This window comes from Romboutsia sp. (genome assembly GCF_035470145.1).
Taxonomy (GTDB): domain Bacteria; phylum Bacillota; class Clostridia; order Peptostreptococcales; family Peptostreptococcaceae; genus Romboutsia_D.
The window spans coordinates 1-19149 of record NZ_DATIRC010000404.1 but is presented as its reverse complement, the minus strand read 5'-3'; the positions used below and the strand labels follow the sequence as shown (position 1 = coordinate 19149).

The 19149-nt window shown below is 29.0% G+C and carries 14 protein-coding genes; 12 read left to right on the top strand and 2 right to left on the bottom strand.

Translation table 11 applies throughout. The features are described from left to right. Positions 1-96: 96 nt before the first annotated feature. Complete coding sequence (locus VLM92_RS16000; protein ID WP_325277317.1) at positions 97-1146, top strand: alpha-hydroxy-acid oxidizing protein; 1050 nt, start codon at positions 97-99, stop codon at positions 1144-1146. 220 nt (positions 1147-1366) lie between these two features. Here the strand turns inward: VLM92_RS16000 and VLM92_RS15995 are convergent, their stop codons facing one another. Then, entirely contained in the window at positions 1367-2662 is a 1296-nt protein-coding gene (locus VLM92_RS15995) for a CapA family protein (RefSeq protein WP_325277316.1), read from the bottom strand. A 126-nt stretch (positions 2663-2788) separates the two neighbouring features. On the opposite strand from VLM92_RS15995, the gene VLM92_RS15990 reads away from it, so the two are divergent. From VLM92_RS15990 to VLM92_RS15965, 6 genes are all read left to right on the top strand, one after another. After that, positions 2789-3133: a YraN family protein gene (locus VLM92_RS15990; protein WP_325277315.1), complete on the top strand. Its 345-nt coding sequence runs from the start codon at positions 2789-2791 to the stop codon at positions 3131-3133. Between the two features lie 9 nt (positions 3134-3142). Next, positions 3143-4687, top strand: coding sequence for a YifB family Mg chelatase-like AAA ATPase (locus VLM92_RS15985; protein WP_325277314.1), 1545 nt, complete (start codon positions 3143-3145; stop codon positions 4685-4687). Between the two features lie 9 nt (positions 4688-4696). Continuing rightward, positions 4697-5797, top strand: coding sequence for a DNA-processing protein DprA (gene dprA / locus VLM92_RS15980; RefSeq protein WP_325277313.1), 1101 nt, complete (start codon positions 4697-4699; stop codon positions 5795-5797). Between the two features lie 29 nt (positions 5798-5826). After that, a complete protein-coding gene (gene topA, locus VLM92_RS15975; protein ID WP_325277312.1) occupies positions 5827-7944 on the top strand; it encodes a type I DNA topoisomerase in 2118 nt (705 codons plus the stop codon). A gap of 152 nt (positions 7945-8096) precedes the next feature. Then, positions 8097-8882, top strand: a complete 786-nt coding sequence (gene codY / locus VLM92_RS15970) for a GTP-sensing pleiotropic transcriptional regulator CodY (RefSeq protein WP_325277311.1) — start codon at positions 8097-8099, stop codon at positions 8880-8882. A gap of 178 nt (positions 8883-9060) precedes the next feature. Further along, positions 9061-10332: a replication-associated recombination protein A gene (locus VLM92_RS15965; protein ID WP_331681798.1), complete on the top strand. Its 1272-nt coding sequence runs from the start codon at positions 9061-9063 to the stop codon at positions 10330-10332. Positions 10333-10548: 216 nt separating this feature from the next. On the opposite strand, the gene VLM92_RS15960 is transcribed toward VLM92_RS15965, so the two are convergent. Continuing rightward, a complete protein-coding gene (locus tag VLM92_RS15960) occupies positions 10549-11820 on the bottom strand; it encodes a peptidoglycan-binding protein (protein ID WP_325277310.1) in 1272 nt (423 codons plus the stop codon). Positions 11821-11863: 43 nt separating this feature from the next. On the opposite strand from VLM92_RS15960, the gene VLM92_RS15955 reads away from it, so the two are divergent. The 5 genes from VLM92_RS15955 to VLM92_RS15935 all read left to right on the top strand — a co-directional run. Next, positions 11864-12025: a hypothetical protein gene (locus tag VLM92_RS15955; RefSeq protein WP_325277309.1), complete on the top strand. Its 162-nt coding sequence runs from the start codon at positions 11864-11866 to the stop codon at positions 12023-12025. A gap of 25 nt (positions 12026-12050) precedes the next feature. Next, positions 12051-15329, top strand: coding sequence for a bifunctional germination protease/germinant receptor pseudoprotease CspBA (gene cspBA / locus VLM92_RS15950; RefSeq protein WP_325277308.1), 3279 nt, complete (start codon positions 12051-12053; stop codon positions 15327-15329). Between the two features lie 11 nt (positions 15330-15340). Further along, entirely contained in the window at positions 15341-17023 is a 1683-nt protein-coding gene (gene cspC / locus VLM92_RS15945) for a bile acid germinant receptor pseudoprotease CspC (RefSeq protein WP_325277307.1), read from the top strand. Between the two features lie 329 nt (positions 17024-17352). After that, positions 17353-18123, top strand: a complete 771-nt coding sequence (locus VLM92_RS15940) for a GNAT family N-acetyltransferase (RefSeq protein ID WP_325277306.1) — start codon at positions 17353-17355, stop codon at positions 18121-18123. 238 nt (positions 18124-18361) lie between these two features. Continuing rightward, on the top strand, positions 18362-19149 hold a 788-nt coding region (locus VLM92_RS15935; protein WP_325277305.1), incomplete at its 3' end, for an ROK family protein.

Genomic DNA, 19149 nt, shown 5'->3' with positions numbered 1-19149 from the left:
AAGGAATAACTCCTATTCATAGAAAGAGCTTTTTAAAAAATATGCTATAATTAAATTGTATTTTTATAAATAATTGAATAAAATGGGGGTTTAATAATGGATTTTAAAGAATTACAAGAAAATGCACGAAAAAATTTGAATGGAAGTTGCAAAGTTTGTAAAGTATGTAATGGTATAGTTTGTGCTGGAGAAGTACCAGGAATGGGTGGAAAAGGAAGTGGATCTTCATTTATTGAAAATAGCAAAAGTTTAGAAAAAATAAAAATAAACATGAGAGTAATTCATAATGTATCTAATCCTGATATGTCTATAGAATTATTTGGGCAAAAAATGGATGCACCTATATTTGCAGCACCAATAACAGGAACTACTTTAAATATGGGTGGGCAAATATCTGAAAGAGAATATATAAAACCAGTTGTAAAAGGTTGTTCAAATAGTGGAATATATGCTATGGTAGGAGATACTGCAGTAGATGAATTTTTAATAGAAAACCTAAGGGTATTAAAAGAAAATGATGGTTCAGGTATTGTATTTATAAAGCCTTGGGAAAATGAAGATATAATAAATAAAATTAAACTAGCAGAAGAAGCTGGTGCAATAGCAGTAGGTGTTGACATAGATGCATGTGGACTTGTAACTTTATCAATGCATGGGAAAAAAGTAGTTCCTAAAGATATCAAATCTTTAAAAGAATTAAAAAGATCTACTAAATTACCATTCATATTAAAAGGAATAATGACAGTTCAAGATGCATTAATGGCAGTAGATGTAGGAGTAGATGCTATAGTAGTATCAAATCATGGAGGAAGAGTACTAGATTGTACACCTGGAGTTGCAGAAGTACTACCTCAAATAGCAAAAGCAGTAAAAGGAAAAGTAACTATACTTGCAGATGGAGGAGTTAGAAGTGGTGTAGATGTTCTTAAAATGATAGGTTTAGGGGCAGATGCAGTATTAATAGGAAGGCCATTTGTAACAGCTTCATTTGGAGGTCAAACTGAAGGTGTAGAAACTTATATAAATAAAATAAAAAGTGAACTAAGTGCAACAATGATCCTAACAGGATGCCAATCTATAAAAGATATAAATAACAGAGTAATCTATAAGAGTATGGTAGATAATAAAGGAATACATATAATTTAATATTAAAAGCCCTATGAAATTTCATAGGGCTTTTAATATTAAATTATAGTGTATTCATTAAAACTTATATCAGGCTATATTTAAATTTAATAAATGATTATATAGGTATGAACTTATAGATACATAGTAAAACTAATAGTGATAAATCGCATTTAAAAGCATCTTAAAGTCATCTATAAACAAAATAGATATATTATATTAAAGTCATAATTAATATTTATTAAAATGGATTTGCAGGAGTTTTTATAATGTTTGATTGTTTAATTTGAGATATTGTATTGTTGTAAGAAGCTTTAACTTGACTTATAGGTAAATTTTCAATAGTATCTAATTGATTTTTATCATATATAGGTATTATTTCATAAACGTCTTTTCCTGATTTTTGATATTTATTAATCCATGTTGGGACACATTCTACTTGTGATACATAAGTTTTATTTTCATTAAAATCTTTAGTAATTTCAATATTTACCATTAACCCATCTTCAGTGAAAGGAGATCCTAAAAGTTCTTTTCTTTGGTTAGAAAGAAAATTACCAAGGGAGTATATTACTAAAGTATCATTAGTACCGTTCGATGATTTTATCATTTCAACAGGTTGTACAACATGAGGATGTGATCCTATTATAATATCAACTCCATAATCAGAAAGTTTTTGAGCTAATTTAGTTTGAAATTCACTAGGTGCCCTTTGATATTCATTACCCCAATGAAGTATGACTATTTGTATGTCAGTATTTTTAATATTATCTAATTGTTCTTTTATAGTATTAAAGGCATTGTCTACACTATACATATCAAATATATTCATCTTATCTTTAGACTCATTTGATATTTGTATTCCGTTTACATATTTAGTGCCATTCTTTATCTCACCATAAGAAAAAGAAGTTATACCTAAGATTATATCATTAATGTCTTTTATTATATAATTTTTATCGTCTAGATTTTGAACGGTACCAACTGTTTCAACTCCTTTTTCTTTGGTAACCTGTAATGTTCTTTTAACTCCTAGATCGCCCTTATCAAAAGAGTGGTTATTTATAGTGGATAAAACATCAATGCCTGCATTCTTTAATGCATCTATTAGAGTATCAGGAGAATTAAATGCTGGATAGGAAGTATAAGGAATAGAAGGGCCGGCTAATGTGGTTTCTAAGTTTGCGATAGATAAATCAGATTTTTCTATGAAACTACCAACGCATTGGAAGTTATTATCAAAATTATAAGATTTTGATGAAGCATCATATTGAGCTTGAAGTTGTGGTTTATGAGCCATAACATCTCCAACTGTATTTAAATTTATTTTCTTATAACTTTTTGAGGTAGTTATTGCTTGTATAACTTCATGATTTTTATGATTTATGGTATTTTTACTCCTATTTTCAAATATTTTAGACATTCCCATAACCAAAAAGCTAGCGAATAAAACTAGTAAAGATAGAAATAAAACTAATTTCTTTATTCTTATTCTTGATTTTATTTTTTTATTTTTATTTCTTTTGACCCTAGACATATGCATACCCCCTTATATAGTAATATTAGTATTAAAAACCAAAATTTTCAATTATAAAACTAAAAATAGTATACATGAATATACATAAGGTAATAATGACAAAAAAGTTTCAAATTAGGAGAAAATATGAATAATAAAGAAAAGGGCTATTTAGGAGAAGATATAGCATGTAAATATTTGATAAGCAAGGGTGCAGAAATACTAGAATCTAACTATAAAATAAAAACCGGAGAAATAGATATAATTACAAAACTAGAAAATGAAATTATATTTGTAGAAGTGAAATCAAGAAGCAATATGAGATATGGATATCCTTCTGAAGCTGTAAATCATAAAAAAATTAAGAAAATAATAGGTACTGCAAAATATTATATCTTAAAAAATAATTTATATAATGTACCGATTAGATTTGATGTTATAGAAGTTTATTTAAATGAAAATAAAGTTAATCACATAGTGAATGCTTTTTAAGGAGGGAATATGCTTAGTATTATAAACGCAAGTAATTTAATAGGAATAGAAGGTTTTTTAATAAAGGTAGAAGTTGATATAACAAACGGTATACCTTGTTTTAATATAGTTGGACTTGCAAGTACAGAAATAAAAGAAGCTCGAGATAGAGTTAAATCGGCCATAATGAACAGCGGATATAAATTTCCAAACTCTAGAATAATTGTAAACTTATCTCCGGCAGATATGAAAAAGGAAGGTTCATTTCTTGATTTACCCATAGCTATAGGAATTTTGAGAGGGCTTATAAAAAAAGGTAATGACTATTTAAATGAAAGTATGTTTGTTGGTGAATTATCTTTAGATGGAAGAATACGAAAGGTAAAAGGAATATTACCTATAGTAATAGGAGCAAAAAAACGAGGGATAAAGAGAATTTTTTTACCTATAGAAAACATAGTAGAAAGTTCTTTTGTAGAGGATATAGATATAGTACCTGTAAGTACCTTAAATGAATGTATTGGATTTTTAAATGATAATTTAGCAATTAATACGGAAGAAATTTTATCTATAAAAAAAAGCAACTGTAATGAGGAAAGTAGGAAATGTTATGATGAAGACTTTGAAGATGTAAAAGGAAATTATTTTGTCAAAAGAAGTGCAGAAATAGCAGCTGCAGGGAATCATAATATACTTATGATAGGTCCGCCAGGGTCTGGTAAGACTATGATTGCAAAGAGAATTAGAACAATACTTCCTAAAATAGAAAAAGATGAAATGATAGAAGTTAGTAAAATATATAGTGCATCAGGTCTTATAAATGAAAGTGAAGGCATAGTTTATAAAAGGCCATTTAGATCTCCACATCACACTTCAACAAGGCAATCATTAATAGGAGGAGGAGCTAATGCAACACCTGGAGAGGTAGTATTAGCTCATAGAGGGGTATTGTTTTTAGATGAGATAGCAGAATTTGATAGGCGTATATTAGAAACCTTAAGGCAACCCATAGAAGATAAGTATATAAATATATCTAGAGTAAAACAAACTATAAAATATCCATGCAATTTACTTTTAGTAGGTGCTATGAATCCATGTCAATGTGGATATTATTTATCAGACAATGAATGTACGTGTAGAGGATTTGAAATAAACAGATATATAAATAAAATATCAGGACCTTTATTAGATAGATTTGATATATTTATACAAGTCAATTCTGTATCTTATGAAGAGTTAAATAATAATAAGAATAAATCGGAAAACTCACAAAGTATTAGAAATAGGATAGAAAATGCAAGAAAAATTCAATCAAATAGATTTAAAAATGAAAATATAAAAACAAATGATGAAATAAAATCATCTAAGTTATTAGATTATTGTAAATTAGATGATAATGCTTCAAATACTACAAAATTAATATTAGATAAATATAAATTAAGTAATAGAAGTTATACTAAATTACTAAAAGTGGCTAGGACTATAGCTGATTTAGAAAATAGTGAAAACATAGATTCAGATCATATTATGGAAGCTTTTTCTTTTAGGAAAGCTTATTATACTTATTTTAAGTAGGAGTAAATTATGGAAAAAAGAGATGCGTATTTGTGGTTAAATTCAATAAATGGAATAAGTAATAAAACTATAGACATAATAAAAAATAATATAATTAATATTGAAGAATTAATAAAATTAAGTGATAGAGAAATACATAGTTTAAAAAATATAAATTCAAATATTAAGGAAAATATAGTAAAATATAAAAGTCTTGCTTATTTAGATAGTATAAAAGAAAAATTAAATAAGGAAAAAATAAATTATATTTGCATAGAAGAAAAAGGTTATCCTAATAACTTGAAGTATATACATGATGCACCAAATATATTATTTTATAAAGGTGATATAAGTATTGTAAATAAAAATATTGGACTTGCTGTGGTAGGTTCAAGAAAGGCAACAAGGTACGGTATAAATTGTGCTACTTCAATTAGTAAAAATCTTTCTAATTTAGGAATTAATATAATAAGTGGGCTAGCTATTGGAATAGATTCTTATGCTCATATAGGATGCATGGAAGGTTATGGAAAAACGATTGCTGTTTTAGGTTCTTGCGTTCATAATATTTTGCCTAAAAAAAATATTTATTTGGCTAACAAGATATTAGAAAATGGGGGATTAATAATTTCCGATTATAATATAAATTCTAAAGTTTTTCCTAGCAATTATGCAAACAGAAATAGGATAATAAGTGGAATTAGTGAAGGAATAATAGTAGTTGAGGCAGCTAAAAAAAGTGGAGCCTTAATTACCGTAGAATTTGGGTTAGAACAAGGTAAAAACATATTTGCAGTACCGGGAAATATAAACTCCTGTATGAGTGAAGGATGTCACAAAATCATAAAAGAAGGTGCAAAATTAATAAACAATATAGAGGACATTTTAAATGAATATAAAATAATTAATATTGAATGTAAAGAAAATTTAAAAAAGTATGATAATATAAACTTAAGTCAAGAAAGTATTCAAATAATACATACTATAAAAAAACAAGGTGTCTTGCATATAGATGAAATTTGTGATAATACTAGAATGGAAATAAAATCTGTAAATACAATTTTAAGTGAGTTAGTATTAAAAGATGTATTAGTAGAAATGAATAATAAAACATACAGTTTAAATGTATAAATAACATAGATAGTGGGGGTGTGTGGTTTATGGCCAAAACATTAGTCATCGTGGAGTCGCCTGCGAAAGCTAAAACCATAGAAAAATTTTTAGGAAAAGGACACTATACAGTTAAAGCTTCGGTAGGACATGTTAGGGACTTGCCTAAAAGTAAATTAGGTGTGGATATAGAAAATAATTTTGAGCCACAGTATATAAATATACGAGGTAAAGGCGATGTAATAAAAGAATTAAAAAAAGAAGCAAAAAAATCTAAGAAAGTTTATCTAGCAACCGATCCAGATAGAGAGGGAGAAGCTATATCATGGCACTTGGCTCATATATTAAGCTTAGATGAAAAAGAGCAATGTAGAATAGAATTTAATGAAATAACTAAGGATGCTATTAAAAAAGCTATAAAACATCCGAGAAATATAGATATAAGCTTAGTAGATGCTCAACAAGCTAGAAGAGTTTTAGATAGATTATTAGGATATCAGATAAGCCCAATACTTTGGCAAAAAGTTAGAAAGGGTCTTAGTGCTGGTAGAGTGCAATCAGTAACAACAAAATTAATATGTGATAGAGAAAAAGAAATAAAGGCATTTATACCAAAGGAATATTGGACTTTAGATGTTGAAGCTAAAACAGAATCTAACCAAGATATAAATCTGAAATTTTATGGGAAAGATAATAAAAAATTAGAAATAGAAAATGAAGAAATGGTAAATGATATTTTAAAAGGTATAGAAGGAAAGAATTTAGATATAGTAGCTATAGAATCTAAATCTAGAAGAAAGTCAGCTCCAAAACCATTTACAACAAGTATGTTGCAACAAGAGGCTGCAAATAAACTATCATTTACAACAAAGAAAACAATGAGTATAGCACAAGAATTATATGAAGGTATAGATATAGACAAAGAAACGGTGGGTCTTATATCTTATATAAGAACAGATTCAAAAAGGATATCTGATGAAGCTAAAGAAAGGTCAAAAAATTATATATTAGAAGAAATAGGAGAGAATTATTACAAGGATACTTCTGATAAAAAAGATAAAAAAGAAACAAAGAAGGTTCAAGATGCTCATGAAGCAATAAGACCAACGTATGTAGATAAAACTCCAGATAGTATAAAAAGTTCTTTGACTAAAGATCAATATAAGTTATATAATTTAATTTGGAGAAGATTTGTAGCTAGTCAAATGGAAGATTCAGTGTTTGACATATTAAATGTAGAATGTAAAATAGGTAATTATATATTTAAAGCAACTGGTTCTAAAATGAAATTTGATGGATATACTAAAATTTATAATTTCACGGATAGAGAAGATAAGATATTACCAACAATAAATGAAGGTGATATTTTAAAATTAGAAAACACATTACCGGTTCAACACTTTACTCAACCACCACCAAGATTTACAGAAGCAAGCTTAGTAAAAACATTAGAGGAATTAGGTATAGGTAGGCCAAGTACTTATGCACCAACAATAAGTACTGTGTTAAACAGGGAGTATGTTGAAAAACAAGGAACTAGTTTATGTCCAACTGAGCTAGGAATAATAGTAACAGAAATATTAGAAAATAATTTTCAAAAGTTTATAGATGTTGATTTTACAGCTCAGATGGAAAGCAAGTTAGATGAAATAGAAGAAGGTAATACACAGTGGAAGGAAGTTGTATCTGAAGCGTATGAACCTTTAAAGGAAGCTATAGAAATAGCTAAAGAAAGTATAGAAAAGATTAATATGGATGAAGAAACAGATGAAATATGTGAAAACTGTGGTGAAAACATGGTTATCAAATATGGAAGGTTTGGAAAATTTATGGCTTGTAAGAATTATCCAGAATGTAAAACAACAAAGCCACTTGTAAATAAAATCGGAGTTAAGTGTCCAAAATGTCATGAGGGAGATATTATACTTAGGAAATCTAAAAAAGGTAAAGCTTTTTATGGATGCTCTAAGTATCCAGAATGTGACTTTATAGAATGGAAAAAGCCAACAGGAGACGCTTGTGATAAATGCGGTTCTTATATGATAGAAAAAATAACTAAGAGTGAAACGAAAGTGATTTGTTCTGATAAAGATTGCCATAAAGAACATGGTAAAGATATTGATAAAGACAATGATAAAGAATTAATGAATGAAAATATCGAAAATTAAAAAAATAATAACAATTGTATTGAAAAAGATTTCAATTTATGTTAATATTTCAATTGCACAATTTAGCATAAAATAGGGAAAATATTTTAAATAGATAAATGTGAAGATAAAAGCTTATAAAGGCATAATTTACATGAGGAGATGAATTATAAATGGCAAGTGAAGTGTTACAAAAAACTAGAAAAATAAACAAAACGTTACAGACAAGTGGTGGAAGCAATGTCTCTTTCGATTTATTAGCCGGAGCATTAGGAGAAGTATTAAACGCAAATGCATATGTATTAAGTTCTAAGGGTAAGGTATTAGGATTATACCTTAATAATGAAAAAGATAGTTCAGTAGTAGAAGAAGAAGGAACTAAGCAAAAAAAGTTCCCTACTGAATACACTAAAAATTTATTGAAAATTTCAGAAACACAAGAAAACTTAACAGGGGAAGACTTACTTGAAATATTCACATTTGAGCAGGAAAGAACGCATAAAAATAATACAATAGTACCTATATTAGGTAGTGGTCAAAGACTTGGGACTTTAGTTCTTTCAAGATATGATGAAGCTTTTACAGATGATGATTTAGTTATAGCAGAATATAGTGCAACAGTAGTTGGGCTTGAAATATTAAGGTCTATAGGTGAAGAATTAGAAGAAGAAATGAGAAAAAAAGCTGTAGTACAAATGGCTATAGGAACATTATCTTATTCAGAACTTGAAGCTGTAGAGCATATATTTGAAGAATTAGATGGAAGAGAAGGATTACTTGTTGCAAGTAAGATAGCTGATAGAGTTGGAATAACAAGATCAGTTATAGTAAATGCCTTAAGAAAATTTGAAAGTGCGGGAGTTATAGAATCAAGATCTTTAGGAATGAAGGGTACGCATATAAAGATACTTAATGATAAGCTTATAGATGAATTAAAAAAATTAAAAAGTAATCATTAGTAAAGAATTAATCAATGAATATACAAAAGGTATCTATATCATATAGATACCTTTTATTTTTTTAGTAATGAAATAGCTTGAGTGTATGCGAAAACTATTTTATTGGCACTATGAACTAAGTGAATTTTAAGCAATGAAATAACTTGAAAAATAAACTTTTAATGAAAGGAGTTATATTATGCCATTAGCAGATAAATTACGACCACAACAAATAGATGATATGGTAGGACAGTCACACATTATTGGAGAGGGAAAGATAATAAATAAGCTCATAGAAAATAAAAATATTCCTAATATGATTTTATACGGTCAGGCGGGGACGGGTAAGACCTCATTGGCAAACATCATAGCGAATGCTACAGGAAAAAAATATGTAAAGCTAAATGCTGTAAATTGTGGAGTAAAAGAAATAAAAGAAGTTATAGATTCTACTAAAAGAGATTTATTTTCCTATAATGGAATAATATTGATGTTAGATGAGATTCAGGCTCTAAATCGTAAACAACAACAATCGTTACTTGAAGTGATTGAAGATGGGTCAGTAACACTAATTGCAAGTACAGCAGATAATCCATATTTTGTAGTATATAAAGCTATTTTAAGTAGAAGTACTATATTTGAATTTAAGGCAATAGAGAAGAAAGATATACTTAAAGGTCTTAATAGAGCAGTAGAAAAACTTAAAGTATTATATACATATGAAAGTATAAATGTAGAAGCAAAAGCTTTAGAATATATAGCAGAGACTTGTAATGGCGATATGAGAAGTGCTTTAAATAAACTAGAATTAGTTTTTAATGTAGGGATAGATATTGCCTCTAATTCTGTAAATATAACTTTAAATGATGTTATAGATTGTTCTAGCGTAAAAATGCTAAACTATGATAAGGGTGGAGATGATAGTTATTCAGCACTATCTGCTTTTCATAAATCATTAAGAGGTTCTGATGCAGATGCTTCTATTCATTACCTAGCTAGACTTGTTAAGGCGGGAGATATTCAAGGTATAACTAGACGATTATTATGTGTAGCGAGTGAAGATGTAGGACTAGCGGTACCTCAAGCTATAACAATAACTGAAGCATGTGTTGCATCGGCATTGCAATTGGGATTTCCAGAAGCGCGAATTCCTCTTGCACAAGCTACAATATATTTAGCACAATGTCCAAAATCAGACTCGGCCATTAAGGCTATAGATTCAGCATTATCAGACTTAGACAATATAGAAACAGGAGATATTCCACTACATCTTAAAGATGCACATTATGCAGGAGCTCAAAATTTAGGTAGAGGAGTCGAATATAAGTATCCTCATAACTATCCATATCATTATGTAGAGCAACAGTATCTTCCAGATGCTATAAAAAATAAAAAATATTATATACCGGGTGAAAATAAAAATGAGATATCTTTTGATACGTACTGGAAAAACTTGAAAAATATAAAATAGCAAGATGACCTCAAAGGGTTATTTTGCTATTTTATAAAAGATTAATAAAAAATAAATTAATGAAATTTAAAAGCTATTACAAAAAAGAGAATTTAAAAATCTCTTTTTTGTAATGCAAAAATATAGATATGTTTTATTATTTATAAAAAAAGAGAGCCCCCCCCTTTTCAAAGTGTTATTTATCATAATTTAATATAATATATCTAAACTATTAAATTAAATTGTTGGATTTAAAGAAGCTATTTTAGTAACAGCAACATAAACTCTAGAGATTTCATACCATGTTTTAAAATCTACTATACCTGTTTGAGGGAGACTAAAGATTTTTTGAAATACTTTAACAGAATTAGAGGTAGCTTCACCATATATTCCATCTTCCTTGAGCTTTGGAATGGCAGGATAAGCCTTAGATATTGCGTTTAATTGATTTTGAATAGTTCTCACATCCTTCCCCTTAGAACCTATTTGTAATGCCTCTCCAGGGAAAGACACAGGAACTCCACTAACAACAGGAGCTTTTGCAAAGACAACATTTTCTCCATAAAAATATCTTATAATCTGTTCATAATTAAGACCTTGATCTCCTAAATCCTTACTACCCCATTGAGACATTTGTCCAGGGCATTCAACTCTAACTCCGTCACAATATTGAGCTAATAGTGGTTGCCTAGCTGTAGGAGGTCTTTTCATATATGTGTCAAAAACCTCATCAACTATAACACTTATAGTATCGAATATATTTCTTGCACGCGTATATTTATGATCAAATGCTGTAGATGAAGTTATGGTGAAATTATAGCCTTGATTTCTATACCACTCGGTAAAAACCCTATTTAAAGAAAAAGATATAATAGCTATAACATTAGCTATTATAGTCTCTCTAGACCATGTAGAGTATATTTCTGATGATGCTACGTTTTTTATATAGTCTTTAAAATAAACCCAGTAGTTAGGAGCATTCTTATTATCAGGAAGACCATCATGAACAATTATAAACTCAGGAATAACTGGATTATCAAGAACTACAAATCCAGTTGGAGGTGGTATCGGTTTTAAACTACTTTCTGGTATCTTTGGAGGAAAAGTTCCCCATAAAGTGTGTTCTTCTATATCCACTACAACTTCATTTTGTCTAGAGTATGAACCTCTACATCTTTGCTTAGGAGCCATTTTTATATCTTGTAGAGCTATAGCAACAGCTAAAATTTGAGTTCCGTTTAGTACTACAGTTTCATATCCATCTTTTATAACCTCTAAAACATATTGACTATAGGGTTTTACTTCACTTGGTTGTTGAGAATAAATGAAATCTGGAGCTTCTAAATTTAATCCTACAATTTGACCAGAAATATCAGTTTTTAAATTTTGATAAACAGTTTTAGAAGTTTGATTATCAGGTCCAACAGAGTATATATTAACGGTAGCATCAGCAATAGGGTAATTAGTGGTTATATCTACTACGCTAATATTTAAAAAACCAATTTCCATAAAAAACTCCTTTCGTATTAAGATGATGTTATTAGTATATAGTATGAATAATTTTATTAGTTTGTTAATAGATTTAGAAGAAATAAATTATAGACAATCAGAAGATATACTATTTAATCTAATAGAAAATATAAAAATACAGATAGTTAATAAGCAATACATAGACTTTTTAGGAGGGTTATACAGGCTAAAAGAGAAATTATAATATATAATTTTAAGATTTGTCAGGGGTGATTATTATAGAGTACGAAGTAATAGTTAAATATAACTCTAATGTAAAAAGACTAGAAGAAGAACTTGATGTAATTGTTGAAATATTAAGTTCCTCTTATGCAATAGTAATATCACAGAGTGAGATTGATATAGAGAGATTAATAGAGTTTCCAGAGATTGAATATATAGAAAAACCATTTATACTAGAAACTCAAGATTCACAAAGCTTTTCTAGTACAGGAATAGACTCTTTTAAGCGTAGATACAAACTAACAGGTGAAGACACTTTATTAGGAGTTATAGATTCAGGAATAGATCATACACTTCCTATATTTAAAGATGAAAATGGAGAATCTAAAATATTATATTACTGGGATCAAACAGGAGCTGGAGTTTCTCCAGAGGGTTTTAGTAAAGGAACCGTATATACAAAAGACAATATAGATGAAGCTCCAATTTATCCTACTAGTTTACATGGAACACATGTTACAGGTATATGTGCAAGTATTGCAAATAAAGCCAATATAATAGCTGTTAAAGTAGGAAGAACCGTAACAGATACTTTCTCTAGAAGTACTGATTTTATGAGAGCTATAAGATTTGTACTAGATAGAGCAGTAGAACTTAAGATGCCAGTTGCTATAAATATAAGTTATGGAACTAATGAAGGTTCACATAGAGGTCTTTCTTTATTTGAAGAATTTATAGATGACATGAGCATAATTTGGAAAAATAACATAGTAGTAGCTGCAGGAAATAATGTACTAAAAGGAGGTCATAAAAGAATTAAACTTACAAATGAAGAAGTTGAAGAAGCTGAATTTGGAGTAGGTGAAAATGAGAAGATATTAAATATAAACATATGGCCTAGCTATGCAGATACTTTCAGTATATATTTGAAAGATCCAGCTAACAGGAGGACCCAGGCTATCTCACCTGATTCCCCAAATATAAATAATAGATTAGGAACTACGAGAGTGGTAGGAGTTTATTTTCCAGTAGCACCATATTCCTTAGCCACTAGAATAACAATTCAACTAAGTTCAAATACTCAAATAACTCCAGGTATATGGACTTTGGTATTTACACCTATTGAAATTGTAGATGGAAATATAGATATGTATTTACCTACTGTTGAAGGATTATCAAAAGATACTAAGTTTTTAGAGCCAACGGAAATATTAACAGTTACAGTTCCAGGTACTGCAACTAAAGTTATAACTGTAGGCAGCTATAACTCAAGAACAGATATAAGATCTCCTTTTTCAGGAGAAGGAGACTTTGAAAACGGTGTATTTAAACCAGACTTATTAGCACCAGGAGAAGATATAATATCATTTTTACCAGGAGGAACGTTAGGAGCTTTAACAGGAACCAGCATGGCAACCCCGCATGTTACTGGAGTTTGTTCACTGTTAATGGAGTGGGGAATAGTTAAGAACAATGATCCATTTTTATACTCTCAAAGGACTAGAGCCTTACTTAATAAAAATGCACGAAGACGTGAAGATATAGATTATCCAAACTCTCAATATGGATATGGATTTTTAGATTTAAATAATATAGACTTAGATAGTTTGGTTAGAAATAAAAAAAAAGTAAAAAAAAATCTAACTAGGGTTATAGATTTAGATACAGTTATAAAAAAAGACCTTGCAAATGCAATATTAATATCTCATAATGAAGATTTCCTTGAGGAATTAAAAACCCTAAATATAATATATGAAATAATAAAGCTTAGCACAGATAGAACTTTAATGTTCTTTCAAATATTAAGTAGAGAAAATGTAGAAGCGATACTTAGTCTAGAATCTGTAGCGATAATAGAAAATGTTGTAAGAGTTGCTCCTTTAGGAATAATAACAAGGGGTACTGAAGGTGGGGTAGTACCCCAAGATGAAATAGGAGTTAGTTTTTTTAAATATAACCCTAATATACAACTAACAGGCCAGGGAACCGTAATAGCTATAATAGATACAGGTATAGACTACTTACATGAAGACTTTATATATCCAGATGGAACTAGTAAAATACTTTATTTATGGGACCAAACTAAAGAAGGTAATCCACCAGAGGGGTATTTCATAGGTACAGAATATACCCAAGAAGATATAAATAAAGCTATACAAGAAAAAGATGATACTTTATCTAATGATGAAGAAGGTCATGGAACTATGATTAGCGGAATATGTGCAGGACTTGGTAATATAAACAAAGCTTATGAAGGTGTAGCACCAGGAGCTGAACTTATAGTTGTAAAATTAGCTAAGGTTAATGGTTATTACAATAGTGCAATGTTATATACAGCCATTCAATATGTATATCAAAAATCAGACAAATTAGATTTGACAACTGTAGTAAATATATCTATGGGGAGTACTGGGTTAGTAGGCTATGCAGATAGAGTAAATAGTAGAGAAACTTACTTTTCAAATGGCATATGTACAGTGGCAGCTGCAGGAAATGAAGGTAATACAGAAATTCATACATCTGGTATCATAGAAAGAGAGGGAGAATCAGTTGAGTTAGAGATTCAAGTTGAAGAAGAAGAGGAAGTTTTAAGAATAGAAATATGGCTTAGCCAACATGATAGAGCAAAAATACTTCTAATAACTCCAAGTGGAGAAACAAGTAAATATGTAGAGTTATCAAATTATGACTTAGTAGGTGGAATATTTGACTTAGAACAAACATTATACTCTATAAGATATTCTTATCCTTCTAGTTATTCAGGCCAAGAGCATACAATAATATACTTAAGAAATGTAAAAAGAGGTATATGGAAAATAAGGCTAGAGGGAGCTTCTATAAGTAAAGGTCGTTATAATGCTTATTTAGAAAATAAAGTGTTTTTGAATAAAGGAACTAAATTTAGGGAATCTATACCTGATTACACTATAAACTACCCAAGTGTAAAGCAAGATTTAATAACTATAGGAACTTACGATTCTATAAATAGAAGTGTATGGGCATCTTCTTCAAGAGGACCTAGTATAATACAGAGAATAAAGCCAGATGTAATAGCACCAGGAGTAAATATAATAGCACCTTATCCAAATAATAAATATGCAACCATAACGGGTAGTGCTCCAGCGGCAGCACATGCATCAGGAATTGTAGCTTTATACTATGAATACATTATAGTTAAAGATACATATCCAAATAAAGGATTTATTCAAATGATTAGAACATTTATGCAAGGAGGAGCAACTAGACTTGGAGATATAATATATCCAAATAATATTACAGGATATGGAATAATAAATTTGAAAGGTATGTTTGAACAACTAAAATAGGAGGAAGTAATGTGAAGGTAAATGAAAAATCATATTATTTACTGTATAGAGGTGATATAGAAAGTGCATTTATAGATAATGGAATAGATAAGTACATTATATTAAATGATAAACTTGCATCAATATATGTATCTCTGGATTTTGATGAAACTATACTAGATGATATAGAAGAAATTCAGTGGTGGAGTGATTCAGACAATATGAGCTCTCTTGTAAACATAACTAATAATTTAGAAGAAGGAGAAACAGCTACAGATGCAGCAGAAACAACTTATGTAGAAACTAGTCCATATATTAATGTTTCAGGCAAAGGTATACTAATAGCTGTAATAGACTCTGGGGTGAGTTATCTTCATAGAGATTTAATAAATTCAAATAATGAAAGTAAGATACTATATTTATGGGATCAAGAAAGTGACCTTAAAGACCCTCCTGAAGGCATGAAATTTGGAAGTGAATTTACAAATGAAGACTTAAATAAAGCTATAGAAGAAAATGATGGTACTTTAAGTGTTGATAATATTGGAACAGGAACTATGGTTTGTGGAATATTAGTAGGTGAAGGTAATTTAGTTAAGGAATATAGAGGTATAGCAAGGGATGCAGAGCTGGTAGTGGTAAAGTTAAGAGGTTATGATGGAGTTTATTATCCTGGTAAAATAAGTTATACAGAATCAGATTTTTTAGCTGCTATAACCTATGTAACAAAAATTGCTGAAGAAGAAAATAAGCCTATGATAATTAACTTAACTGTAGGAACAAAATCAAACATAAGAATAGAAGCTTCTATATTAGAAACTTATAAATATCTACAAAAATCAGGTATGGTTTTAGTAAGTGGAGCAGGAAATGAAGGAAATACAGATATTCATTATACCGATAATATAACATTAGAAAAGGTATATCAAGATGTAATAATTCAAAATGGAGAAAATATAAACTTAGATGTAATTTTAAGTAGCACAGGACCTGACAAAATAGCTGTGCAAATAATATCACCATCAGGAGATACTAGCGAAGTTATAGTATATTCTCCAGATGACCAAATCTATACTGGCAAATTTTATCTAGAAGGAACTTCTTACCGAGTAGTAAATAGATATCCATGGCTAGAAACAGGAGAACAAGCACTAGATATAAACCTATTAGATATAAAACCAGGAATTTGGATACTTAGATTGATACCTGAATTTATTATACATGGAAATTATGACCTATATTTGCCAAATAAAAACTTAATTTCTAGGGATACCAGATTTATAGATCCAAGTTCCATAGGAACTATAACTGAGTTTGCGTTGTCTAGGGACGTTATAGCTGTAGGTGCTTATAATGGTAAAACAAATAGTTTATGGATAGGTTCATCTAAAGGTGGCTTCACTGCAAATAGAGTAAATCCAGATTTAGTAGCAGCAGGAGTAGATATTATATCAACATATATAGATGGAAAATATAATACAGCTACAGGAACTGGAGTAAGTAGTAGTATAGTATGTGGATCACTAGCACTTATGATGCAATATTTACAAGAAGAAAGTGGATTACCTAAGTTATCACTATTTACAGATGTTTTAAGAACGTATCTAGTACTTGGGGTAACTAGAGATGAAATTTTTGAATATCCTAATTTATATCAAGGGTATGGTATACTAAACCTAACAAATACTTTTATAGAAATTGCAAAAAATTTATAAATTATATAAACAATTATATAAAATTAAAAATAGGCAATATATAACAGTGTAAATCCCTTATAGTAGATACATAAAAGAAAGCATCGTGTAATGATGTGGAATATGACTACGATAAGGTTTTTTTGATTAAAAAATAATTCATAAAAGAGGATGCCTTTCTAATAAAATATAATAAAGATTTAATTTAAATTTAGAAAAATGAAGAGACAAAAGTTTATTTTAATGCTTGACAAATGAGAGTCTTAATTGTTAAAAGTGGATAAAAGCAAATTTTAGGTCATGTTGTGATTTACGTGACTAAAATGAATTTATTATCAGGGGGAAGTTTTATGATTATAAAGCTTGATAATACTTATCATAGCAAGGTTATGGAATATTTAAGAAAAGAGCCTGAATTTAATTTGTTTATCATAGGGGATATAGAAAAATACGGATATGATAATTATTTTTTAAGTATATGGGCAGGTATTAATAAAAGGGGAAATATAGAGGGTATTTTACTAAAATACTTTGAATTTCTTATATTTTATTCATATGAAAAATTTGAAGTGAGTGAGTTTGCTAGATTTATAAATCGATTAGATTATAGTGAGATAAGTGGGAAAGCAGAAAAATTAGAAAAATTAGCTAGCAGCTTGAACCTCGAAAAAAAGAGGGTAGTAAATTTTTGTAAGTTAGATAATAAAAGTAAATTTAAAAGTGATAGCAGGAATATAAAAGTTAAAAAAATAAGGTTTGGAAATATAAACAAGGTAGTTAAATTGTATGATGTAATAGAAGAGTTTGAAAATACTACGGCAGATAGTATTAAACAGGGATTAAAAAGTGGTAGAGGATATTGTATAGAAATTAATAGACAAGTGGTAGCGATGGCTAAGAGTACTTGTGAGAATAAGACCCATGCAATGATAGTTGGGGTTGGGACTCATCCAAGTTATAGAAATAAAGGATATGCAACGAAATGTATAATTAAAATATGTAAGGAACTTTTAGATGAAAATAAAATACCTTGTTTATTTTATGATAACAAAGAAGCTGGGAAAATATATATGAAACTGGGTTTTAAAGAATTAGGTAAGTGGAGCATATATTATAAATAAGTATTTATATAAAGTTTTGAATTAAAGCAATATATATTTAGTGGCTGTCGTATAGCTAATAAATATATATTGTTTTTTGTTATCAAAAAACTTAGTGAAAAAAATATCTATATAATGTATAATTTTAGATATTATAGAAAACCTTTTTTAGATGAAAAGGTTAATACTATTCTATATTATAAATCAAATTTTAGAAATTAAATTGTAGAAATGGTAGTGTTAATTTTAGGAGGAAAGTATGTATACAATAGGAATAGACGTAGGTGGGATGAGTATAAAATCTGGTATTGTAAAAAATGGGGAAATTATTAATAAATTAAGTAAAGAAACAAATCGTGATGGTGGGGTAGAAGTATTAGCTCAAGATATAACTGAATTAGTTAAAGAACTTTTAAGTCAAAGTGAAATAGATATTAAAGAAGTTAGAAGTATAGGTATAGGTATACCTGGTGTTGTTACTAATGATGGAGCTGTTACATGTGTAAATTTAGGTCTAAGAAATTCATCAATAGCACCTATTTTAGAAAAAAACTTTGAAGGAACAAAGATTTCAATAGGTAATGATGCAAATGTAGCTGCTCTTGCAGAATATTCATATGGTAGTATGAAAGGTTATGATAGTGGAGTGATGATAACATTAGGAACTGGTATAGGTGGAGGAATAGTTATAAATGGGAAAATGATAACAGGAGCTAATGGAATAGGTGCAGAGATAGGGCATATGATGATATCTAGCAATTACTTTAATTGTAACTGTGGAAATAATGGATGTTTTGAGACTTTTTGCTCAGCTACAGCAATAATAAAATATGCCCAAAAGTTAGTTCAAGAAGGAAGAAAAACTATAATAATGGAAAGATCTGAAAATGATATAAATAATATAACTGCAAAAATGGTATTTGATGCATATAAAGAAAGTGATGAAGTGGCTATAGAGGTTGTCAATAGATTTAAAAAGTACTTAGCAAAGGGACTTGCTAATATTGTAAACTTTATAGATCCACAAGTTATAGCTATAGGTGGAGG

Excerpts from the sequence above, each read along its gene's own strand:
- VLM92_RS16000 (WP_325277317.1), top strand. The coding sequence starts at position 97 with ATGGATTTTAAAGAATTACAAGAAAATGCACGAAAAAATTTGAATGGA.
- VLM92_RS15995 (WP_325277316.1), bottom strand. The coding sequence starts at position 2,662 with ATGTCTAGGGTCAAAAGAAATAAAAATAAAAAAATAAAATCAAGAATA.
- VLM92_RS15990 (WP_325277315.1), top strand. The coding sequence starts at position 2,789 with ATGAATAATAAAGAAAAGGGCTATTTAGGAGAAGATATAGCATGTAAA.
- VLM92_RS15985 (WP_325277314.1), top strand. The coding sequence starts at position 3,143 with ATGCTTAGTATTATAAACGCAAGTAATTTAATAGGAATAGAAGGTTTT.
- dprA (WP_325277313.1), top strand. The coding sequence starts at position 4,697 with ATGGAAAAAAGAGATGCGTATTTGTGGTTAAATTCAATAAATGGAATA.
- topA (WP_325277312.1), top strand. The coding sequence starts at position 5,827 with ATGGCCAAAACATTAGTCATCGTGGAGTCGCCTGCGAAAGCTAAAACC.
- codY (WP_325277311.1), top strand. The coding sequence starts at position 8,097 with ATGGCAAGTGAAGTGTTACAAAAAACTAGAAAAATAAACAAAACGTTA.
- VLM92_RS15965 (WP_331681798.1), top strand. The coding sequence starts at position 9,061 with ATGCCATTAGCAGATAAATTACGACCACAACAAATAGATGATATGGTA.
- VLM92_RS15960 (WP_325277310.1), bottom strand. The coding sequence starts at position 11,820 with ATGGAAATTGGTTTTTTAAATATTAGCGTAGTAGATATAACCACTAAT.
- VLM92_RS15955 (WP_325277309.1), top strand. The coding sequence starts at position 11,864 with ATGAATAATTTTATTAGTTTGTTAATAGATTTAGAAGAAATAAATTAT.
- VLM92_RS15940 (WP_325277306.1), top strand. The coding sequence starts at position 17,353 with ATGATTATAAAGCTTGATAATACTTATCATAGCAAGGTTATGGAATAT.